This window comes from Acetobacter cerevisiae, from assembly GCF_001580535.1.
Lineage (GTDB): Bacteria > Pseudomonadota > Alphaproteobacteria > Acetobacterales > Acetobacteraceae > Acetobacter > Acetobacter cerevisiae.
The window spans coordinates 48,795-67,213 of sequence record NZ_LHZA01000153.1 but is presented as its reverse complement, the minus strand read 5'-3'; the positions used below and the strand labels follow the sequence as shown (position 1 = coordinate 67,213).

13 protein-coding genes are annotated in these 18,419 nt (G+C 62.0%); 8 read left to right on the top strand and 5 right to left on the bottom strand.

What is annotated here, in order from left to right:
- The first annotated feature begins 289 nt into the window (after nucleotides 1–289).
- A complete protein-coding gene (locus AD928_RS10925) occupies nucleotides 290–1,924 on the top strand; it encodes an NAD-dependent malic enzyme (protein ID WP_062250503.1) in 1,635 nt (544 codons plus the stop codon).
- 140 nt (nucleotides 1,925–2,064) lie between these two features.
- Here AD928_RS10925 and AD928_RS10920 read toward each other — a convergent pair whose 3' ends face one another.
- Nucleotides 2,065–4,032 (bottom strand): S9 family peptidase, encoded by a 1,968-nt coding sequence (locus AD928_RS10920; protein ID WP_062250501.1) that lies wholly within the window; start codon nucleotides 4,030–4,032, stop codon nucleotides 2,065–2,067.
- 269 nt (nucleotides 4,033–4,301) lie between these two features.
- On the opposite strand from AD928_RS10920, the gene AD928_RS10915 reads away from it, so the two are divergent.
- Together AD928_RS10915 and AD928_RS10910 are read left to right on the top strand one after the other, a co-directional pair.
- The gene (locus AD928_RS10915; protein ID WP_209436688.1) at nucleotides 4,302–4,886 is read left to right on the top strand and encodes a DedA family protein; all 585 of its coding nucleotides are present in this window, start codon (nucleotides 4,302–4,304) and stop codon (nucleotides 4,884–4,886) included.
- A complete protein-coding gene (locus AD928_RS10910) occupies nucleotides 4,883–5,833 on the top strand; it encodes an SDR family oxidoreductase (protein ID WP_062250498.1) in 951 nt (316 codons plus the stop codon). Before AD928_RS10915 ends, AD928_RS10910 begins: the two co-directional genes overlap by 4 nt.
- A gap of 10 nt (nucleotides 5,834–5,843) precedes the next feature.
- On the opposite strand, the gene AD928_RS10905 is transcribed toward AD928_RS10910, so the two are convergent.
- Nucleotides 5,844–8,210: a helicase-related protein gene (locus AD928_RS10905; protein ID WP_062250496.1), complete on the bottom strand. Its 2,367-nt coding sequence runs from the start codon at nucleotides 8,208–8,210 to the stop codon at nucleotides 5,844–5,846.
- A 241-nt stretch (nucleotides 8,211–8,451) separates the two neighbouring features.
- Between AD928_RS10905 and AD928_RS10900 the strand changes: the two genes are divergently transcribed.
- From AD928_RS10900 to AD928_RS10885, 4 genes are all read left to right on the top strand, one after another.
- Nucleotides 8,452–9,366, top strand: a complete 915-nt coding sequence (locus AD928_RS10900) for a ferredoxin--NADP reductase (RefSeq protein WP_373270316.1) — start codon at nucleotides 8,452–8,454, stop codon at nucleotides 9,364–9,366.
- A gap of 31 nt (nucleotides 9,367–9,397) precedes the next feature.
- Nucleotides 9,398–10,795 carry a glutathione-disulfide reductase gene (gene gorA / locus AD928_RS10895; protein ID WP_062250495.1) on the top strand — a complete coding sequence of 466 codons (1,398 nt, stop codon included), beginning with the start codon at nucleotides 9,398–9,400 and terminating at the stop codon, nucleotides 10,793–10,795.
- 79 nt (nucleotides 10,796–10,874) lie between these two features.
- Nucleotides 10,875–12,269 (top strand): dihydroorotase, encoded by a 1,395-nt coding sequence (locus AD928_RS10890; RefSeq protein ID WP_062250493.1) that lies wholly within the window; start codon nucleotides 10,875–10,877, stop codon nucleotides 12,267–12,269.
- Between the two features lie 3 nt (nucleotides 12,270–12,272).
- The gene (locus AD928_RS10885) at nucleotides 12,273–13,559 is read left to right on the top strand and encodes an Hsp70 family protein (RefSeq protein WP_062141618.1); all 1,287 of its coding nucleotides are present in this window, start codon (nucleotides 12,273–12,275) and stop codon (nucleotides 13,557–13,559) included.
- 83 nt (nucleotides 13,560–13,642) lie between these two features.
- Here the strand turns inward: AD928_RS10885 and AD928_RS10880 are convergent, their stop codons facing one another.
- From AD928_RS10880 to AD928_RS10870, 3 genes are read right to left on the bottom strand one after another with little or no spacing between them, the layout of a single operon-like run.
- Complete coding sequence (locus tag AD928_RS10880) at nucleotides 13,643–14,107, bottom strand: hypothetical protein (protein ID WP_062141619.1); 465 nt, start codon at nucleotides 14,105–14,107, stop codon at nucleotides 13,643–13,645.
- Nucleotides 14,108–14,121: 14 nt separating this feature from the next.
- Nucleotides 14,122–15,261: a DegT/DnrJ/EryC1/StrS family aminotransferase gene (locus AD928_RS10875; protein WP_062250490.1), complete on the bottom strand. Its 1,140-nt coding sequence runs from the start codon at nucleotides 15,259–15,261 to the stop codon at nucleotides 14,122–14,124.
- A complete protein-coding gene (locus AD928_RS10870; protein ID WP_062250487.1) occupies nucleotides 15,258–17,297 on the bottom strand; it encodes a polysaccharide biosynthesis protein in 2,040 nt (679 codons plus the stop codon). Before AD928_RS10870 ends, AD928_RS10875 begins: the two co-directional genes overlap by 4 nt.
- Between AD928_RS10870 and AD928_RS10865 the strand changes: the two genes are divergently transcribed.
- On the top strand, nucleotides 17,291–18,400 hold the full coding sequence (locus AD928_RS10865; protein ID WP_062250485.1) for an MraY family glycosyltransferase: 1,110 nt from the start codon (nucleotides 17,291–17,293) through the stop codon (nucleotides 18,398–18,400). The two genes, AD928_RS10870 and AD928_RS10865, sit on opposite strands and share 7 nt — an antisense overlap.
- The last annotated feature ends 19 nt before the right edge of the window (nucleotides 18,401–18,419 follow it).

Below are 18,419 nucleotides of genomic sequence, written 5' to 3'. Positions count from 1 at the left end.
AGAGGTGGCCTTGTGCCGCCTCTTTTTTTTATGGTCCGCGCCTTTGAACGCCCTGCATGATGCCACGTTTCAGGCCCAATACGCAGACAGTTCCTGCTGCCGGGAAGGACTGAACGGTGCTAGCACATTTTATTAATTTTCTGCACCGAACATGGCTCCGTCTTGAAATTCTCAGACTTCCGGACAAAAAATTTTGTTATTTTCACAATAAGAAGAGCACTGCCCGCATCTTTCTGCGATTTTCTGCAAGCGATGCGTTCTGACGTCTCACATGTATGAAAGGTTTATAATGCCAAAAGCCCCTATCCCTCATCTCCGGGGAATGTCCCTCCTGAATGACGCCAGTCAGAACAAGGGCACAGCCTTTACGGCTGAGGAGCGGCGGCAGTACGGGCTGGAAGGGCTTCTGCCTACGCATGTTGAAAGTCTGGACCGGCAGGTTGAGCGCATCCACCGGCATCTGGAAGCCAAGCCCAGCGACCTTGAGCGATATATTTATCTGAGCGGCCTGCGAGACCAGAACGAGACCCTGTTTTACCGGGTTCTGATGTCCAACCCGGCCAAATACGTGCCCATTATCTATGCGCCGACACTGGCGGCCGTCTGCCAGCAGTTCAGCCATATCTACCGCCGCCCCCGTGGCATGTATATCAGCCTGGAGATGAAGGGCCGGATCGAAGAAGTGCTGCGCAACTGGCCGGTAGACGATGTGCGCGTCATTTGCGTGACCACGGGCGGTCGCATTCTGGGCCTCGGCGACATTGGCGTAAACGGGATGGGCATCCCCATCGGCAAGCTGCACCTCTACACAGCTTGCGGCGCAGTGCCGCCGGAACCGCTGCTGCCCATCCAGCTTGATATTGGCACCACCAACAGCGCCCTGCGGGCAGATCCGCTGTATCTGGGCCTGCGGCGTGAACCGCCCTCACAGGACGTGCTGGACGAATTTGTGGAAGAATTTGTGCAGGCTGTACAGACCGTCTTCCCGCGCTGCTGCCTGCATTTTGAAGACTGGAAAGGCACGGATGCCATCCGGTATCTGGAAAAATATTATCCGCGCGTCCGCTGCTATAATGATGACATTCAGGGCACAGCCGCCGTCACGCTGGCCGGGCTCATCACTGCCCTGCGCATCAAGAACGAACCTCTGACCGACCAGCGGGTGCTCTTCCTCGGTGCAGGGTCTTCCGGGCTGGGCATTGCCAACATGCTGGTGACTGCCATGCAGAAGGAAGGGATGTCCGAGGCAGAAGCCGTCTCCCGCATGACCCTGATGGACGTGGATGGCCTGCTGGAAAAATCCCGCACTGACCTTTCCCCGCAGCAGGCCCGTTACGCCAGGGACATGCCGCCCTCACGCGACCTGCTGGCCATGGTCAAAGCCGTGAAGCCGACCATTCTGATCGGGGTCTCCACCTGTGGTGGGGCCTTTACGCAGGAGGTTGTGGAAGAAATGGCCGCGCTGAACGAGCGGCCCATCATCTTCGCCCTCTCCCTGCCCGCTAAAAACGGGGAATGCACAGCAGAGCAGGCGTATACATGGTCCGAAGGACGGGCGCTGTTTGCCGCTGGCCTGCAATATCCGGAATTCACCCTGAACGACAAAACCTTCTACCCGGGGCAGGCCAATAACTTCTACATCTTCCCGGCTCTGGGTCTGGCCGTTTACGCCACCTGCCCGGATCTGATTACCGATGACATGGTGATCAAGGCTGCCAAGGCGCTCGCGGATCAGGTTGATCCGGCAGCACAGGAACGGGGCCGCCTGTTCCCGCCGCAGAGCGAGATTCTGGAAGTGTCCATCACCTCCGCCACGCGCATTGCGGAATTCATTTTCGATCAGGGTGCAGCCACGATGGAACGCCCGCAGGATATCCGGGCGTGGATTGAAAGTCTGATCTACACCCCGCGCTACGAGCACTAAGCCCGGCGGATACAAAAAGGCCGAATCGTCCACAGGGATGATTCGGCCTTTTTCTTTTTTCAGCGTTAACGTCAGCAGATCAAAAAACGTCTCACCCGTTTTGCGCTTTGTATGATCACAAACGCGTATTCAGGCTGCTGTCACGCTTCGAACCCGAACACACGGCCATAAAACGCCAGTTCTTCTTCCAGCGCCTTCCGAATTGTGGCCTCCTGACGGAACCCATGCCCCTCACCGGGAAATTCATGCAGGGTGCAGGGAGAACCCGCCTCTTCCAATGCCTTCGCCATAGCATGCGCCTGACCGGGCGGCACGACCTTGTCATCAGAGCCTTGCAGCAGCAGGACCGCCGCCTTGATCTTATGCGCTGCAGACAGCGGTGAGCGCGCCAGATAAACGGCTTCTGCCTCCGGCCAGGGGCCGATCAGCCCATCCAGATACCGCGCCTCGAATTTATGCGTCTCCTGCGCCAACGCCCGCAGATCCGTCACGCCATACAGGCTAACGCCGGCGGCAAACAGGTCCGATTCGGCCAGCGCCACCAGCACCGTCATGCCCCCGGCACTGGACCCGCGAATGGCAAGACGCTTCGGGTCCACGCGGCCTGTGGCCACCATATGACGGCAGGCAGCAATACAATCCGCCACATCCACGACGCCCCATGCGCCATTCAGCCGCTCACGCCATACCCGCCCGAATCCGGTGGAGCCACCGTAATTGACGTCCAGCACCGCGAATCCACGAGAGGTCCACCACTGCACCTTGAAGGAAAACCCTTCCTGCGCCCGCGCCGTAGGGCCGCCATGTACCTGCACAATCATGGGCGGCAGCGCGCCCTCCGGCACACAGGCCCGACTGTTGGCTGGCGGGTAGAACAGCGCGTGGCCCAGAACACCTTGCTGCCCCGGCACGGGGAAGCGGATGGTTTCAGCACGGGAAATATCGGTCGGAGCGAGATCGAGCGTTGCGGCACGCTGCAACACCTGTTCCACCCCCTTGGTCATGCTGCCAACAACCACGGCTGGCAACGCATCGTCAGGCACTTCGAGCCACGCAAACCGGCCATCAGCCAGCGGAACGGGGCACTGGTCCGGGGGGGCAGCAAACGCCAGAGCCTGCCCCTGCGCTGTCTGATGCAGGCAGGTTGTGCGGCCATCGCGCACTGCCAGCACCAGACATCCCCCCTCCGGCAAGGGCTGATAGCTCCGCTGGCCAAACACCCATGCAGGCTGACCAATCTCGCCCTCCGGCATGGTGCAGGGCGTCAGAACGGGTGCCCCCTGCCCAAACTGAACAGCCCATACGGTCCAGCAACCGGACCGGTCGGAAATGGCCAGCAACTGACCGTCCTCAGTCCATCGGGGTTCCAGCACCGATTCGCGCTGCTCTGCGCCCGCCAGAACCTGCTTGTTGTTCAGAGCGGTCATCCGACCTTCCGCATCCCGCACGACCTCTGCGAGGCACAGCCTCGTGGCATCCCACGGCATGTCCGGGTGCTGCCATTCCACCCACGCCATGCGCGTACCATCGGGTGAGACTGAGGGAGAGGACAGAAAATCCGGGCCACTATACAGCACGATCTCTTCCGCCTGCGCGCCTGCTGTCGGGAGTTTCAGCGCGACCAGAGCGGCTTTGGCTTCACCCTCTGCGCGATGATCTTCCCTTACGGCCAGAACAGTGCTGGCCGTCGGGTCAAACCGCAGATCGGCATAGCGCAGTCCGTCTTCTCCGGCGATCTGCACTGGCTGCGCTCCCGGTTGCGCCATCAGCCAGACCGCTCCTGTCCGCTTGTCCGAAAACGCAATGCGTCCCCCCCGCACGGCATATGGGCCGCCCCCATATTCATGTACGCGGGTCGCGACATCAAAACCTGAGGGGAGCGCCTCCGCCACGCCGTGCCCTTCGGCCCAGCGCATCAGGACGGAGCGGCCTTTTTCTGCCGGGCGGCGCTCCAGCCAGAACACGACGTTGCCGTCTGCGGTCACTTCAGAGAGCGAGAGCGTTTTCCCCGCCACCAGTGCCGCCGTCACACGGGACGGCCAGGTGCCGCAAGGCATGGACATGGGGGCTTCCGGCCCAGCAGAGGGTGAAAAAGGCAGATCAGACATATAAGGCTCTCCGGGAAACACATTTAAGGTCTATCAAACCGTAATTCCCGCAACAGATACAGGCGTCTGGCTGGAAAAGGGGACAAAACCCGCAACACACTGAGGCTTGACAGTCTGCAACGGAAACTGTTCCTGCTGCCCCCTTTGACGCCTACCCAGCCAGAAGTGGATTTTTTGTCCTGTTACACTCTCTCGAATCCATTTTTTCACTGCATTACCTGAACAGCCTGTTCTCCCATTACGGTTATGCCGTGATCGGGGTCGTGGTCATGCTTGAGAGTATGGGGCTTCCGCTGCCTGCCGAGAGCCTGATCATCACCGGGGCGCTGTTCTGCGCCACCACGCATAAACTCCACATTAGTGGCGTGGTGATTGCCGCCGTGATCGGGGCGATCATGGGGGACAATTTTGGCTATCTGATTGGCCGGGCGCTGGGGCTGAAGCTGTTGCAGAAATACGGCCCCAAATTCGGCCTGATCCCCAACCGCCTGCTACTGGGGCGCTATGTGTTCCTTAAACATGGCGGGTCTGTTGTGTTCTTTGGCCGCTTTATTGCCGTGCTGCGCATGTTTGTGGCCCTGCTGGCAGGAGCGAACCATATGCCCTGGCATACGTTCCTGTGGCACAATGCGCTGGGCGGCATTTGCTGGGCAGGAGGGTACGCCATCTGCACGTATTTGCTGGGGAATGAAGTGTTACGGCTTTCCGGGCCGCTGGGAATTGTCTTCGGGGTTTGCGCCGCGACAATCATTATTGCTTCGTTCCTTTTCCTGAAACGCAATGAGAAACGTCTGACGGAGGAAGCCTTGGCTGCAGCAGAAAAAGATGAACGCCTGCGGATTATGCCCTCATGATCGGCAAGCATGAATGGTCCGTGACCAACCGCCAGCCCAGCCTGAAGGGCCGCGTGGCTCTGGTAACCGGCGGCAATAGCGGCCTTGGGTTTGAAGTGGCCTGTGGTCTGGCCACGCGTGGCGCACGCCTGCTGCTGCCGGTGCGCAGTGCTGCGCGTGGGGAAGCCGCTCTGGCCGCCCTGCAGGCCCGCTGCCCCGGTGCCGAGGCTGAACTGCTGACACTCAATCTTGCCTCACTGGACTCCATTGCGGCCTGTGCGGCTGAGGTCGCCACCCGCACCCGCACGCTGGATTTTCTGGTGAACAATGCCGGCGTGATGGCCCTTGCCCGCAGGCAGGAAACGGCTGATGGGTTTGAAATGCAGTTTGGCACCAACCATCTGGGCCATTTTGCGCTGACCACGCGCCTGCGTTCCCTGCTGGAAGCGGCTTCCGGTGGTGGTACGGTCGTGACCGTCGCCAGTCTGGCCGCCTGTAAGGGCGCAATCCATTTTGATGATTTGCAGTCCCGCCGCCGTTATAGCCCCTTTGGCGCGTATCAGCAGAGCAAGCTGTCCAACCTGCTGTTTGCGCGGGAGCTGGCCCGGCGTGCGGGGGAAAATGGCTGGAACATCCATTCCCGCGCTGCCCACCCCGGCTGGTCTTCCACATCCATTATTGCCAATGGTCCGGCCTCCAGTCTGCCCGGCGCAGTCGGCAAGGCGGAACAGGTGATTGGCACCGCAGTTCTGCGCGTTATGGGACAGACCGCAGCCCGTGGGGCAGAGCCGCTGCTGTATGCGGCCCTCTCTCCAGCTGCGCGTGATGGGGACTATTACGGTCCGCAGGGCACGGGGGAGCGACGCGGTCCACCCGGCCCGGCCAAAGTGCCTCCCGCCGCGCAGAAAGTCAGCACGGCGGCGCGCCTGTGGGATGTGTCCGAACGCCTGACGGGCGTGGCCTGGTAACGTCCCGGCCTTAACCCCGCCTGCGGGGGCTGCTGCCCGGTGAGGAACTGCGTGTGCGGCTCTGCTGCCGCAACACGTTTTCAATCCACTCATTCAGGCGCCGTGTGGTTTCTTCCGCATCTTCCCGGTCCGGGTAAAATTCCGGGAAGCGCAGCGCCAGCCAGCGCCATGCCACGAGTCGTTTATGCCGTTTTTCCGCGCGTTCCAGCTCTTCACGACTGGCACGCTCACTCGGCGGCAAACGCCCGGTGCCCGGCGGCAGAACGCGGCGGCCTGCGGCATGATCCGCTGCCCAGCCAACCAGACGACGGATGCCGTTATCGCGGTCATCCACCGGACACATGGCGTAGGACCAGCGGGTGGTGAGATCCAGTCCGTCCACCCCTTCCAGCGCGGACGCAATGGCAAAAGCCTGCTCCATATCCGCCAGACGGTAATTGGGGTCATCCTTACGCAACACGGCACGATGAATACGGGAGAGAACGCCATACAGGCTTTCCGACCCGATTTCCGCCGCAACCGCTTTCACGATATCCGCGTCTGGCTGCACGAAGGGCCGCAGATCTTCTGGCATTTCCGGGTCCGCCTCCAGCTGGCGACGGATGAAGGACGGGCTGCCCGCCCCCGCCAGCACGGATACAGTGCCCACTTCATGCTTGCCGTAGCGTCCGGCGCGGCCACCAATCTGCTTGACCTCCTGCACCGTAAGGTCCCGCGTCTGCTTGCCGTCAAACTTCTTGAGGGCCGCAAACACCACGCGCTTGATGGACAGGTTCAGACCCATGCCAATGGCGTCGGTCGCAATCAGGATATCGGCCGCACCCGAGTTAAAGCGCTGCGCTTCGGCCCGGCGGACCTCCGGGCTGAGCGCTCCATAGACCACGGCCACACGCCGCCCGTGCTGCATGAGGGCTGCGCGGAGGTCCAGCACCTCGCGCCGGGAGAACGCAATCAGCGCATCACCGGCCTGAAGATCCTGCAACCGCACGGGCTGCGTGGCGGGTTTCAGCGGGCTTTTGCGCTCCAGAGAAATTTCATCCAGCGGGTCCCCGCACAGTTCGGCAATCCGCCGCACCATGGGGATACAGTCCGGTGCACCCAGCACATACAGGTGGCGGGCCGGAGCGCCCATGATCGCCGCTGTCCAGGCTGCACCACGATCGGTATCGAAGAGCATCTGTGCTTCATCAATTACCGCAACATCGACCGGATTATAGAACGGGCACATCTCCACCGTGGCCGCCAGATGGCGGCTGCTGGGCACCAGAATGCGTTCTTCCCCGGTTGCGAGGGACGCTTCGACCCCACGAGAGGCCAGTGCCTCCCGGAATTCATGCGCCAGCAGACGGAGGGGGGCCAACGCCAGTCCACTGTCGGCCTGCGCCAGCGCATTGAGCGCCGTGTAGGACTTGCCGCTGTTGGTCGGGCCGGTGACGAGGGTGATGCGCCGGTTCAGTGCCCGCGCGGTGCGGAAATGGGCCGCGTAACGGTCAAGTGCCGCCACGCGGGCAATGACGGAATTGGCCACCTTGCGGCCCATGTCCGGGGCTTTACCCCCGGCCCCGGCAACAGCCGGAGCGCCACCATTACGCCACTCCCCCAGCTTGCCGCGCAGGGCAATAAGTTCCGCCGGATCAAACTCCCAGCGTTCCCGATCGCCCGATTCGCGCACCTTTCTGGCCACCGGCAGACGATTTTCTGCAATCCAGCGCAGCGCCTCCTTGTGGGAGCACCGTAGCAGGCGCGGCACCTCCTGAAACGGGACCAGACTTTCTTCCCACGTGCGCAGGCGCGATTCTTCTTGCTCGCGCTTTTCACGTGCCGTGCGCTCAATGGTGCTGGCTGTCTTCTGGCGCTGGGCTTCCTCCCGGCGGGCGGTATCCAGAAACGGGTCGCCCTCCGGCAGGTCAAACGCCAGTGCAATGGCCATCAGCAGCAGGTCGGTCTGGGCCGGGGAGAGCACGCGCCCGGCATCAACCAGATCCGCCTGCACTGTCTCAAACACGGCTCGCGGGTTGGCCCCGTAAGACCGCAGCCGGGCGCGGGAGACAGGGGCCAGAGCGCGTTCCAGCACACGGTCATCCGCTTCCGGTTCTTCTATGTTTCCAACGGCTTCTTCAATTTCATCGCGGGAAACCCAGATGCGGCCGCTGCGCCGCGTGAGGTCCACAAGGCGAGAGACACGCTTCTTGCGCCGGGCGGTGCACAGAATGGTGCGGTAGGTTTCATCCTCAATATCGCGCGCGCCGGGCTCCAGGGCGCGGGCAATGCGGCGCAGAACGTCCTGCTCTTCCCGTGGTTCGATACTCAGGCCTGTGCGGGCTGAAACACGCACAAAGGCCTCACGGGCGGGGGATGCAAAAGTCTCTGATGTCATAGCGTATTCATGCGGCATCCGCGCGGGCGGAACAATGGCTGAAACGGCAATAAAACCGCACCTGTGCACTGCCAGAAAGCGTCGCGTGATGAATTTGCACTGGCGTCATGCTTTCCAGCCCCTTAGAAACGCGCCACGACCAGAAGCACGCCTCCGTGCCGTTCAAGAGTCCGCACCGGGACCACAGGCCGGCTACGGGGCATATCCTCTCGATCTGCTGCAAGCGGAGTATAAGCGGCCCATGTCTGAAACCATGTCTGAAACCTCAACCGGAACATTTTCCGACATTCTGCCGAAAATGACGGCCTCTGAAGTCCCGACAGGCCTCCTGCCGGTAGAAGGTCAGGACGGTGTCTGGCACCTTGCCCCCCCGACCAAGGAATACGGCAACCTGTATCCGGCGAAGGTGCTGACGGTGCATCACTGGACGGACCGTCTGTTCAGCTTCACCACCACGCGTGACCCCGGCCTGCGGTTTGAAAACGGCCAGTTCGCCATGATCGGCATTGAACTGAACGGCAAGCCCCTGCTGCGTGCCTACTCCATTGCCTCCCCCAACTATGCGGATGAGATGGAGTTCCTCTCCATTGCCGTGCCGGAAGGCCCGCTGACCTCCCGTCTGCGCCACGTTAAAGTGGGCGATACGGTTCTGATTGGCCGCAAACCGACCGGCACGCTGCTGCTGGACAACCTGCGTCCGGGCCGGAACCTGTATTTCCTGTCCACCGGCACGGGTCTGGCACCGTTCATGAGCCTGATCAAAGATCCGGACTGCTATGAGCGGTTCGAGCATGTCATCCTCAGCCACACAGTGCGTATTTCCGGTGAACTGGCCTATGCCAACCACATCCGCCATGAACTGCCGGAACACGAATTTCTGGGCGAGGACATCTCCGGCAAGCTGCTGTACTACCCGGCTGTGACGCGTGAAGCCTTTGCCGTGACGGACCGCATCACCAAGCTGATCGAATCCGGCAAGATCTTCACGGATCTGAACATTCCGGAACTGGACCCCGAGCATGATCGTGTGATGATCTGCGGGTCACCGGAAATGCTGGCGGATACGGAAGCCCTGCTGCAGGCCCGTGGGTTTGATGAAGGCAACATGTCCAACCCCGGTTCTTACGTAGTGGAAAAGGCCTTCGCTGAACGCTGAGGTTAGTGAACTAAAAAACGGAGCCTGCGCCATGACGCATGAATTTGATCTTCTTGTCATCGGAGCAGGCTCCGGCGGGGTGCGCTGCGCCCGTATTGCCGCAGGGCATGGTGCGCGCGTTGCCGTGGTGGAAAGTCGCCACTGGGGCGGCACCTGCGTCAATCTGGGCTGCGTGCCCAAAAAGCTCATGGTTCAGGCCAGTGAGTATGGCGATCTGGTGGATGACAGCCACGCCTTTGGCTGGTCCTCCACCCGCGGCACCCATGACTGGGCCATGCTGATTGCCGCCAAAGATAAAGAAATTACCCGCCTGAACGGCATTTACGTCTCCATGCTGGAGAAGGCAGGCATCACCCTGCTGACGGGCCATGCCCGCTTTGTGGATGCCCATACCGTGCGCGTTGAAGCCTCTCCGCTTGCCCCGCATGAAGCGCCGCGCACCGTGACGGCAAAAAACATTGTCATCGCCACCGGCTCCACACCCCTGCGCCCGGATATTCCGGGGGCAGAGCTGGCCATTACGTCTGATGAAGCTTTCCATCTGCCCACCCGCCCGCAGCGCGTGGCGATTGTTGGCGGTGGGTATATCGGACTGGAATTTGCCGGGATTTTTGCAGGCTTAGGCTCTCAGGTCGATCTGGTTTACCGGCAGGCGCTGCCGCTGCGCGGGTTTGATGAGGATATGCGCGCCGCCATGGCTGAGGCCATTACCGTGCGCGGTATCACCCAGCATCCGCGCTGCTCCTCCAGCCGTGTGACCAAAGAGGGCGAGACCTACACCGTCACGCTGGATAACGGCCATACGCTGGAAGCTGACTGCGTGTTTTTCGCCACCGGCAGAAAACCCAAAATCGAAAAGCTTGGCCTCGAGAATACCGGCATTGCCGTGGGCGACCTCGGGCAGATCAAGGTGGATGCCAACAGCCAGACCACGGAACCCGGCGTGTATGCCATTGGGGACGTGACGGACCGCATCAACCTGACCCCCGTTGCTATTGCCGAGGGCCATAATCTGGCTGACCGCCTGTTCGGCAAAACGCCGCCGCGGGAATGGTCGTTCGACACCACGCCCAAGGCCGTCTTTTTCTCCCCGCCAATGGCGTCTGTTGGCCTCACGGAAACGGAAGCCACACATCATGGCGCGGTGGATATCTACTTCACGCGCTTCACGCCCATGCGTCACACGCTAAGTGGCCGCAAGGAGCGCAAAACGGTCATGAAGCTGGTGGTGCAGCAGAGCAGCCAGATTGTCGTGGGCGCGCATATTCTGGGGGATGATGCCCCGGAAATGCTGCAAGGCGTGGCGGTCGCCGTTACCGTCGGTCTGACCAAACAGGATTTTGACCGCACCATCGGCATCCACCCCACCTCCGCTGAGGAACTGGTGACGATGCGCACCCGCACGCGGGAAACGCCAGCCGCGTCCTGACCCGGCTGCGCTCCGGCGCAGCCCTCCCCTTGCCTTCCCCCGCTTTTCTTTTTCCAGCCGCCAGAACAGGAAAAACGCCATGTCATCCTCCCCCACACCGTCTGGCCCCACGCCGGGCAGCGTTGCCGCTCACGCCCGCGGGTCTTACGATCTGGTTCTGAAAGGCGGTACCGTTGTGCTGCCGGACGCCACCGTACAGACGGATGTGTATGTGCGGGACGGGCTGATTGCCGCCATTGGCGGGCAGGCTGACGCCGGGCGCACAATAGACTGCACGGGCCTGACCATTCTGCCGGGCGTGATTGATACGCAGGTCCATTTCCGTGAGCCGGGTGCTGAGGCTAACGAAGACCTCGAAACCGGTAGCCGCGCCGCTGTGCTGGGTGGCGTGACCGGCGTGTTTGAAATGCCCAACACGCGTCCGCCAACGTCCACGCCGGAAGCGGTGGCCTACAAGCTCTCTCGCGCAAAGCACCGCATGTGGTGTGATCACGCCTTTTATGTGGGTGCCACTGTGGACAACGCGGATGAGTGCGGTGAGCTGGAAAAGCTACCGGGTACCGCAGGCATCAAAGTGTTCATGGGGTCTTCCACCGGCAACCTGCTGATTTCAGAAGATGACATGCTGGAACGCGTTCTGCGCTCCGGTATGCGCCGCGTGGCCATTCATGCGGAAGATGAAACCCGCCTGAAGGAACGCATGGACTACCGCGTGGAAGGTGACCCGTCCTCCCACCCCGTCTGGCGTGATGATGAGACCGCCCTGCGCGCCACCACCCGCGCCCTGCATCTTGCCCGTAAAACCGGGCGGCGTGTGCATATCCTGCACATCACCACCCCGGCGGAACTGGAACTGATTTCCGCACACCGGGACATCGCCTCCTGCGAACTCACGCCGCAGCATCTGACACTGGCCGGGGAAGACGCTTATCCTCGTCTGGGCACGCTGGCGCAGATGAACCCGCCCATCCGCTCCGGCGCGCATCGGGATGGCCTGTGGCACTGGGTCAGCCAGGGCATGCCCGACATTATCGGCTCCGACCACGCACCGCATGCGCTCTCCGCCAAGGAAAAACCCTACCCGGCCTCTCCTTCCGGCATGCCGGGCGTGCAGACCCTGCTGCCGCTGATGCTGGACCATGTGGCCAACAACCGCCTGACCCTGCGCCGCCTTGTGGACATGACCTCCGCCGGGCCGCAGCGCCTGTTCGGGCTGGTACGCAAGGGCCGCATTGCCGTGGGGTATGATGCTGACTTCTCCATTGTGGACCTCAAGTCCCGCTGGACCATGGAACAGAGCTGGATGGCCTCCCGCTGTGGCTGGTCTCCCTTTGCGGGCCAGACCGTTACGGGCCGCCCGGTGGGCACAATCATCCGTGGCAATCAGGTGATGTGGGAAGGCACGCTGGCGGACAAAGCCCTTGGCGAACCCCTGCGTTTTGATGCAACCGACAGACCGCAGGCTGCCCGCTGAAACATGACGACGACGCCTTCCAACAGCCTGAAAATTGGTCTTGATTTCGGCACCACCAACAGTGTGGTGGTGCTGGCTCACCCGGACGGACGGACTGAAACCGCCCGGTTTACCTTCCCCCACCACGGCGAATCCGACACCTGCCGCACGCTGCTGTGCTTCTGGCATGATGAAGAACGCGGCCGCCTGAAGCTGCATGAGGCCATTGGTGCCGCGGCGGTGGATGCCTATCTGGAAGATCCTGCGGAAAGCCGCATGATCATGTCCATGAAGTCCTACCTCGCGCAGAAATCCTTCCGCGAGACACAGATTTTCAGCCGCCGCATGACGCTGGAAATGCTGATTGCGCGCTTCCTGACGCATCTGATGGAAGCCGTGAAAATTGACCCGGCCTCCGTGCAGGTCACCGTCGGGCGCCCTGTGCATTTTGCCGGAGACCGCGCGGATGATGCGCTGGGCGAGCAACGCCTGCGCGAGAGCTTTACCGCAGCAGGCTTCGGCCCGATTGGTATTGCGTGGGAGCCGGAAGCCGCAGGCTGGCGCTTTGCTCAGCGGCTGGAAAAACCCACCACCATTCTGGTGGGCGACTTTGGCGGCGGCACTAGTGACTTCTCCGTCCTGCGGTTTGACCCCGCCACAGGACGCGCCACGCCGCTGGGACATGCCGGTGTCGGCATTGCGGGGGATCAGTTTGATTACCGCATTATCAATACCGTTATCGCTCCCCTGCTCGGGCGGGACAGCACCTACCGGATTATGGGCGGCCAGCCTCTGCCCGTGCCGATTGAATGGTACGCAAGCCTTGGCCACTGGCACCGTCTGGCGCTGATGCGCACGCCGCAAACCCTGCGGGATATTGAGGACGTCACCCGCACAGCCGCCGAGCCGGAAAAACTTCGCGCGCTGCTTGATCTGGTGAATGACCAGCAGGGGCAGGCGCTCTACCGCGCCGTGGGGGCTGCCAAAAGCGCACTCTCCTCCGCTGACAGCACGGTGCTGAAGTTCGAGCACAAGCGGCTGAAGGTGGAACGCACCATCACCCGGCAGGAATTTGAAGAGTGGATTGCCCCGGACCTCGCCCGGTTTGGCGGCGCAGTAGACAAGGCGCTTGAAAACGCCAACCTTGCCGCGTCCGATATTGACCGCGTCTTCCTGACCGGCGGCACATCCTTTGTGCCTGCGGTGCGCAATCTGTTTATCAATCGTTTTGGGAAAGACCGCGTGGATGCCGGAGGCGAATTCGTCTCCGTCGCCGAAGGACTGGCTCTGATGTCAGGCCGCGCAGCCTGAGCCCACCCAACTCATCCGTAGCCGGAAAAACCCAGAGTGTTTGAAGAAGGGCGCAGGAGACTATCTCCCGCGCCCTTTCTGTTTTACGGAAATGCAGACCGTTTAAAAACGTGCAGGTCCACCAGCGCCCGCAGGGGGGCGAAGGCTTTATCGGAAAAGTTTTCCGTATAGACCTTGGAGCCATCCGGCGCTTCTACAAACACCGTATCGTTCCAGTCGGCAGCGCTAATACCCGTCCAGAGCGTAAGAGCCAGCACATCCTTGCCGCTGGCGTCCTTCAGCATCAGGCGCGAATCGCCGGAAGACGGCGGCGTGCGGCCCAGCGGACCCCACCCGCTTTTATGCTCGCTCAGCCAGTCATTCACGGATTTCACTTCTTCCGCGCTCAGCATCCGCTTGTGCCGCATCGGGCCGACCTCAATCTCACCACTGGCGATCTGAGGGAACACCACCGGTTTGAAATTGGGCAGCGCCACCATCCAGATTAACGATGCCGTGCCAATCGTCAGCACCAGAAACCCGATAAGAAACGCGGTTTCCTTCCTCATTCCCCTAACTCTCCTTAACCGCGCACCGCCGCAATCACGCGGGCGACATCATCATCAGTCAGTTCCGGGTGAATGGGAAGTGCCAGAATACGCTGTGCCAGATCTTCCGACACCGGCAATGCCGTGCCGTCATGATGGTCCCGATAAGCCGGCTGCTTATGCAGCGGCAGCGGATAATAAATAGCGGAGGGCACACCCCGTTCTTTCAGGCGCGCCTGAAGCGGGGCGCGCTCTGCCGGGTCTTTCAGCAGAATAGCATAAATAGCCCATGCGCTCTTGCTGTTTGGCACCCGCACAGGCACCTGCACCACATCCGCAAGGCCTGCGTCATAGGCCTGCGCAATCGCGTCACGCCGGTCGAGCTCTTCTTTGAACCCATCCAGCTTGGCCAGCAGGACCGCAGCCTGCAAGGTGTCCAGACGCCCGTTCATGCCGGTGCGCAGCACCTCATACCGCGTGCCACCTTCCCCGTGGGTGCGGAGGGACCGATAGAGTGCAGCGCGTTCCGGGTCATCCGTCAGAATAGCCCCGCCATCCCCGTAACCGCCCAGCGGTTTGGAAGGGAAGAAGGACAACGTAGTGGCTGTTGCTTCCCGCCCCAGCGGTTTGCCGTCCATATCCGCGCCGAAGGACTGCGCGCAGTCCGCCAGCAGGAACAGGCCTTCTTCTTCCGCAATCTTGCGTAGTTCAGGCCACGGCGCAGGCTGGCCGAACAGATCGACCCCCACAATGGCGCGGGCCGCCAGCTTGCCGGCGTCCCTCACGGCGCGAATACGGGTGCGCAGATGGTCCGGGTCAATCTGGAAGGTGTTGGGGTCTACATCCACAAAAACCGGGGTCGCCCCCAGCACCAGCGGGACTTCCGCTGTGGCGGTGTAGGTAAAAGCGGGCAGGAACACGGCGTCCCCCCGGCCAATCCCTTCGGCCATCATGACAATCTGCAACGCATCCGTGCCGGAGGAAACGCCGACGCATTCCTTCGCGCCACACCAGTCAGCCAGACGCTGTTCCAGTTCAGCCACTTCCGGGCCCATCACAAAGCGGCAATGGTCCAGCACCGCATCCACACGGGCGCGCAGGGCCGGGCCCAGACGCTTCTGCTGTGCAGGAAGATCAAGAAACGCAATCGGTTTGTCTGCTGTCTTATCGGTCATGATGCCACCTGTTTCCTGCTGCCATCCGGCCCCTTGTCCGGGCCTCTGGTCTGTATCGCCCCGGAGCGCGCTGCGGCCTCTGCCGCACCCGGCGGTGCAACAGACCGCACTTCTCCTGTGGGGTTATGATCGAATTCCGGCACCAGCAATGACAGAATGCGCAGGGCTGCCTTCACCTCCCCTTTGCGCGCACAGGCTGCAATCTGGTCCACCGCCTGCGTCACGTCCGTCAGGTCCACCACGCGGGGGGTGGCCATCAGCAGGCCCGGTGCATCCGTGGGCACCGGGGCTTCTCGTCCGTGAAACAGTTCTTCATAGAGTTTTTCGCCCGGACGCAGGCCGGTAAAGCGGATGCCCACATCCTCTTCCGGGCGCAGTCCGGCAAGGCGGATCATCTGGCGGGCGAGGTCCACAATTTTCACCGGCTCGCCCATATCCAGCACAAAAATCCCGCCATCCCGCAGCAGGGCATCCGTGCCGGAGCCATCCACACCGCAGGTACCCCGCACACTGGCCTGCAGGACCAGCCCGACGGCTTCCGGCACGGTCATGAAATAGCGACGCATTTCCGGGTGCGTGACCGTCAGCGGGCCGCCCCGCTCAAGCTGCCGCCGGAACAGCGGCACAACTGAGCCGGTAGAGCCCAGCACATTGCCAAACCGCACGGTAATGCAGCGCATGGCATTTGGGTTGCCAGAGGTGCGGGCCTTGATATCCAGCGCCTGACAATACATCTCCGCAGCCCGTTTGGCCGCGCCCATCAGGCTGGAAGGGTTCACGGCCTTGTCGGTCGAGATCACCACCATGGCCCGCGCGCCGTTACGGGCGGCGGCATCGGCCACCACGCGGGTACCGTGCACGTTGGTCAGCAGGCCTTCAGCCGGGTTGGCTTCCACAATCGGCACATGCTTGAGGGCGGCGGCATGGAACACCAGTTCCGGCCGGAACCGCGCCATCACCTCTTCAATCCGGGATTCATCCCGCACATCCGCCACCACAACCTCACGCGGGACGTGGGGGGCCCATTCGGCGAGTTCTGTTTCAATCTGCCAGAGTTCAAACTCGCCATGGTCCAGCAGGATCAGACGGTCCGGCTCCAGCATGGCAATCTGCCGCACCAGTTCGGACCCGATGCTGCCGCCAGCACCCGTCACCAGCACAGTTTTATGGCCAACAAGGCGCTCCATGCCAGCCCGGTCCAGCGGCACCTGCGGGCGGTTGAGCAGATCTTCAATCGGCACGGGACGCAGTTCCACCCGTTCCGCCGGAGTCAGGTCTGTCAGAGCCGGGGTGCGGAGTACGGAAATGCCATGCACCGCGCCCGCATCCAGCACTTTTGTCAGCGCCGCCCCACGAAAGGACGGGCTCGTCACCACCAGCGACTCGGGGAGTGTTCCGGCTTTTTCCAGCCGGTCCAGTATCGCCTCAATATCGTTTACATGTCCAAGGATCGGCACATTATGCAGTCTACGGCCTGCCTGATGCGTGCCGAGTGCGACCATCCCCACCACACGGATGCCGGCCGCCGGATTACGCTCCAGAGCGCGCAGATACAGGTCTGCCTCCGTATCCACCCCGACCAGCACCACCCGCCGCTGGTCCGCCTTGCGGGCCGCCAGACGATGCGCCAGCCGGTAGCCTATACGCAGGCCCCCCAGCATGATGAGCAGCACCAGCGCGTAGATAATGGGAAAGGTCGGGCTGGGCAGCCGGAAGCCGGCCCACACCAGCCCGACAGAAAAGAGAACCGAACTCGCTACTGAGGCACCGGCAATACCCAACAGATCCGAAACCCCGGAAAACCGCCAGTATTGCTGCGGCATTCTGAAAGGCAGGCCACTGACCACCAGCGTAATTGCCCCACTGGCCAGAAACCACAGCGGGTGCAAAAGCCCATCCTGCGGCGCGGCCAGCCACCGTGCAAACGGCGCAGCCAGAGCCGCCAGCATCCCGTCCAGCAGGATGTTGACCATGATTCTGTTGAGCGGGCGCAGCCGGGGGCTACGGTGCAGAGACTCAGAGCGTTGCAGTGCCATTACCTTGCACCTATAGCCTAGCACCTGCCATCCTAGAAGCAGCACAACCAGACGAGACCATGCCCACCGTCCCTTCTTCTCTTTTTCTGGCGGTTTTCTGCCTGTTCAGCGCAGTATTTTTCGCCAATTTTCTGGTGAGGATGATGATCCGCGTGGCGGTTCTGGACCATCCGGGCCACAGAAGCGCGCATGAAGCCCCAACCCCCAAAGGCGGTGGTGTGGGCGTGATGGCCACATTTTTTGTGCTGTTTCCCATTTTGCAGGGGGTAACAGGCCTGCCGATCCTGAGTGCGCCCGTGCTAATGACGGCGCTCGCCACCGCGTTGCTGGCAGGCGTATCCTGGCTGGATGACCTGTATCAGTGGCCGCCGTCCATCAAATTTGCGGCTCAGTGTCTGGCGGCTGTTCTGGTGGTCGCTGGCGGCACCAGCCTGCCGCTGCCTTTGGCATGGGGTGGCGCGGTGGCCGGAGCAGTAATTTCCGTCCTCTGGCTGGTGTTCATCACCAACGCTATCAACTTCATGGATGGGCTGAACGGCCTGATTTCCGGCTCTCTGGCCGTAGGGTGTGGCATTCTCGCGCTGGTCGGCCCGGCCTTTGGCGTGTCGGACCTGTTCTGGCCTGCGCTGCTGCTGTGCGCCTGCCTGTGCGGCTTCCTGCCCTTCAATTACCCCAAGGCCCGTATTTTTCTGGGGGATGTCGGGAGCCAGAGCTGTGGACTTCTGGCCGGAGCGGCGGCCCTGCATGTGGCCCACGCAACGTCCCAGCCTTCCGGATGGGTGCTGGGGCCGTGCCTGCTTTTTCCGCTGATTTATGATGTGCTGTTCACGCTGGTCCGCCGCAAACTTGCCGGACATTCTCTGGTGCAGGCGCATCGGGGGCATCTGTATCAGGTGCTCCACCGCAGCGGCATCAATGCTGCGCTGATCACACTGGCGGAATGGGGATTTGTGGTGTGGGGAGCCGGGGTTGCCTGGTGGGTCGCGCCCATGGCCTTTGTCCCCGGCTTTATCAGTGCGCTGGGGCTGCTTCTGGCGCCCCAGCTCCTCTGGACAGGTCTCGCCGTCCTGCGAACGCGCCGCCACCCGGTCGGCCCCTGGTAAGCGACGCATTTTCTGGCGT

Bases quoted from the DNA above. Each gene is read 5' to 3' on its own strand.
- AD928_RS10925 (WP_062250503.1), top strand. From the start codon at position 290: ATGCCAAAAGCCCCTATCCCTCATCTCCGGGGAATGTCCCTCCTGAAT.
- AD928_RS10920 (WP_062250501.1), bottom strand. From the start codon at position 4,032: ATGTCTGATCTGCCTTTTTCACCCTCTGCTGGGCCGGAAGCCCCCATG.
- AD928_RS10915 (WP_209436688.1), top strand. From the start codon at position 4,302: ATGCTTGAGAGTATGGGGCTTCCGCTGCCTGCCGAGAGCCTGATCATC.
- AD928_RS10910 (WP_062250498.1), top strand. From the start codon at position 4,883: ATGATCGGCAAGCATGAATGGTCCGTGACCAACCGCCAGCCCAGCCTG.
- AD928_RS10905 (WP_062250496.1), bottom strand. From the start codon at position 8,210: ATGACATCAGAGACTTTTGCATCCCCCGCCCGTGAGGCCTTTGTGCGT.
- AD928_RS10900 (WP_373270316.1), top strand. From the start codon at position 8,452: ATGTCTGAAACCATGTCTGAAACCTCAACCGGAACATTTTCCGACATT.
- gorA (WP_062250495.1), top strand. From the start codon at position 9,398: ATGACGCATGAATTTGATCTTCTTGTCATCGGAGCAGGCTCCGGCGGG.
- AD928_RS10890 (WP_062250493.1), top strand. From the start codon at position 10,875: ATGTCATCCTCCCCCACACCGTCTGGCCCCACGCCGGGCAGCGTTGCC.
- AD928_RS10885 (WP_062141618.1), top strand. From the start codon at position 12,273: ATGACGACGACGCCTTCCAACAGCCTGAAAATTGGTCTTGATTTCGGC.
- AD928_RS10880 (WP_062141619.1), bottom strand. From the start codon at position 14,107: ATGAGGAAGGAAACCGCGTTTCTTATCGGGTTTCTGGTGCTGACGATT.
- AD928_RS10875 (WP_062250490.1), bottom strand. From the start codon at position 15,261: ATGACCGATAAGACAGCAGACAAACCGATTGCGTTTCTTGATCTTCCT.
- AD928_RS10870 (WP_062250487.1), bottom strand. From the start codon at position 17,297: ATGGCACTGCAACGCTCTGAGTCTCTGCACCGTAGCCCCCGGCTGCGC.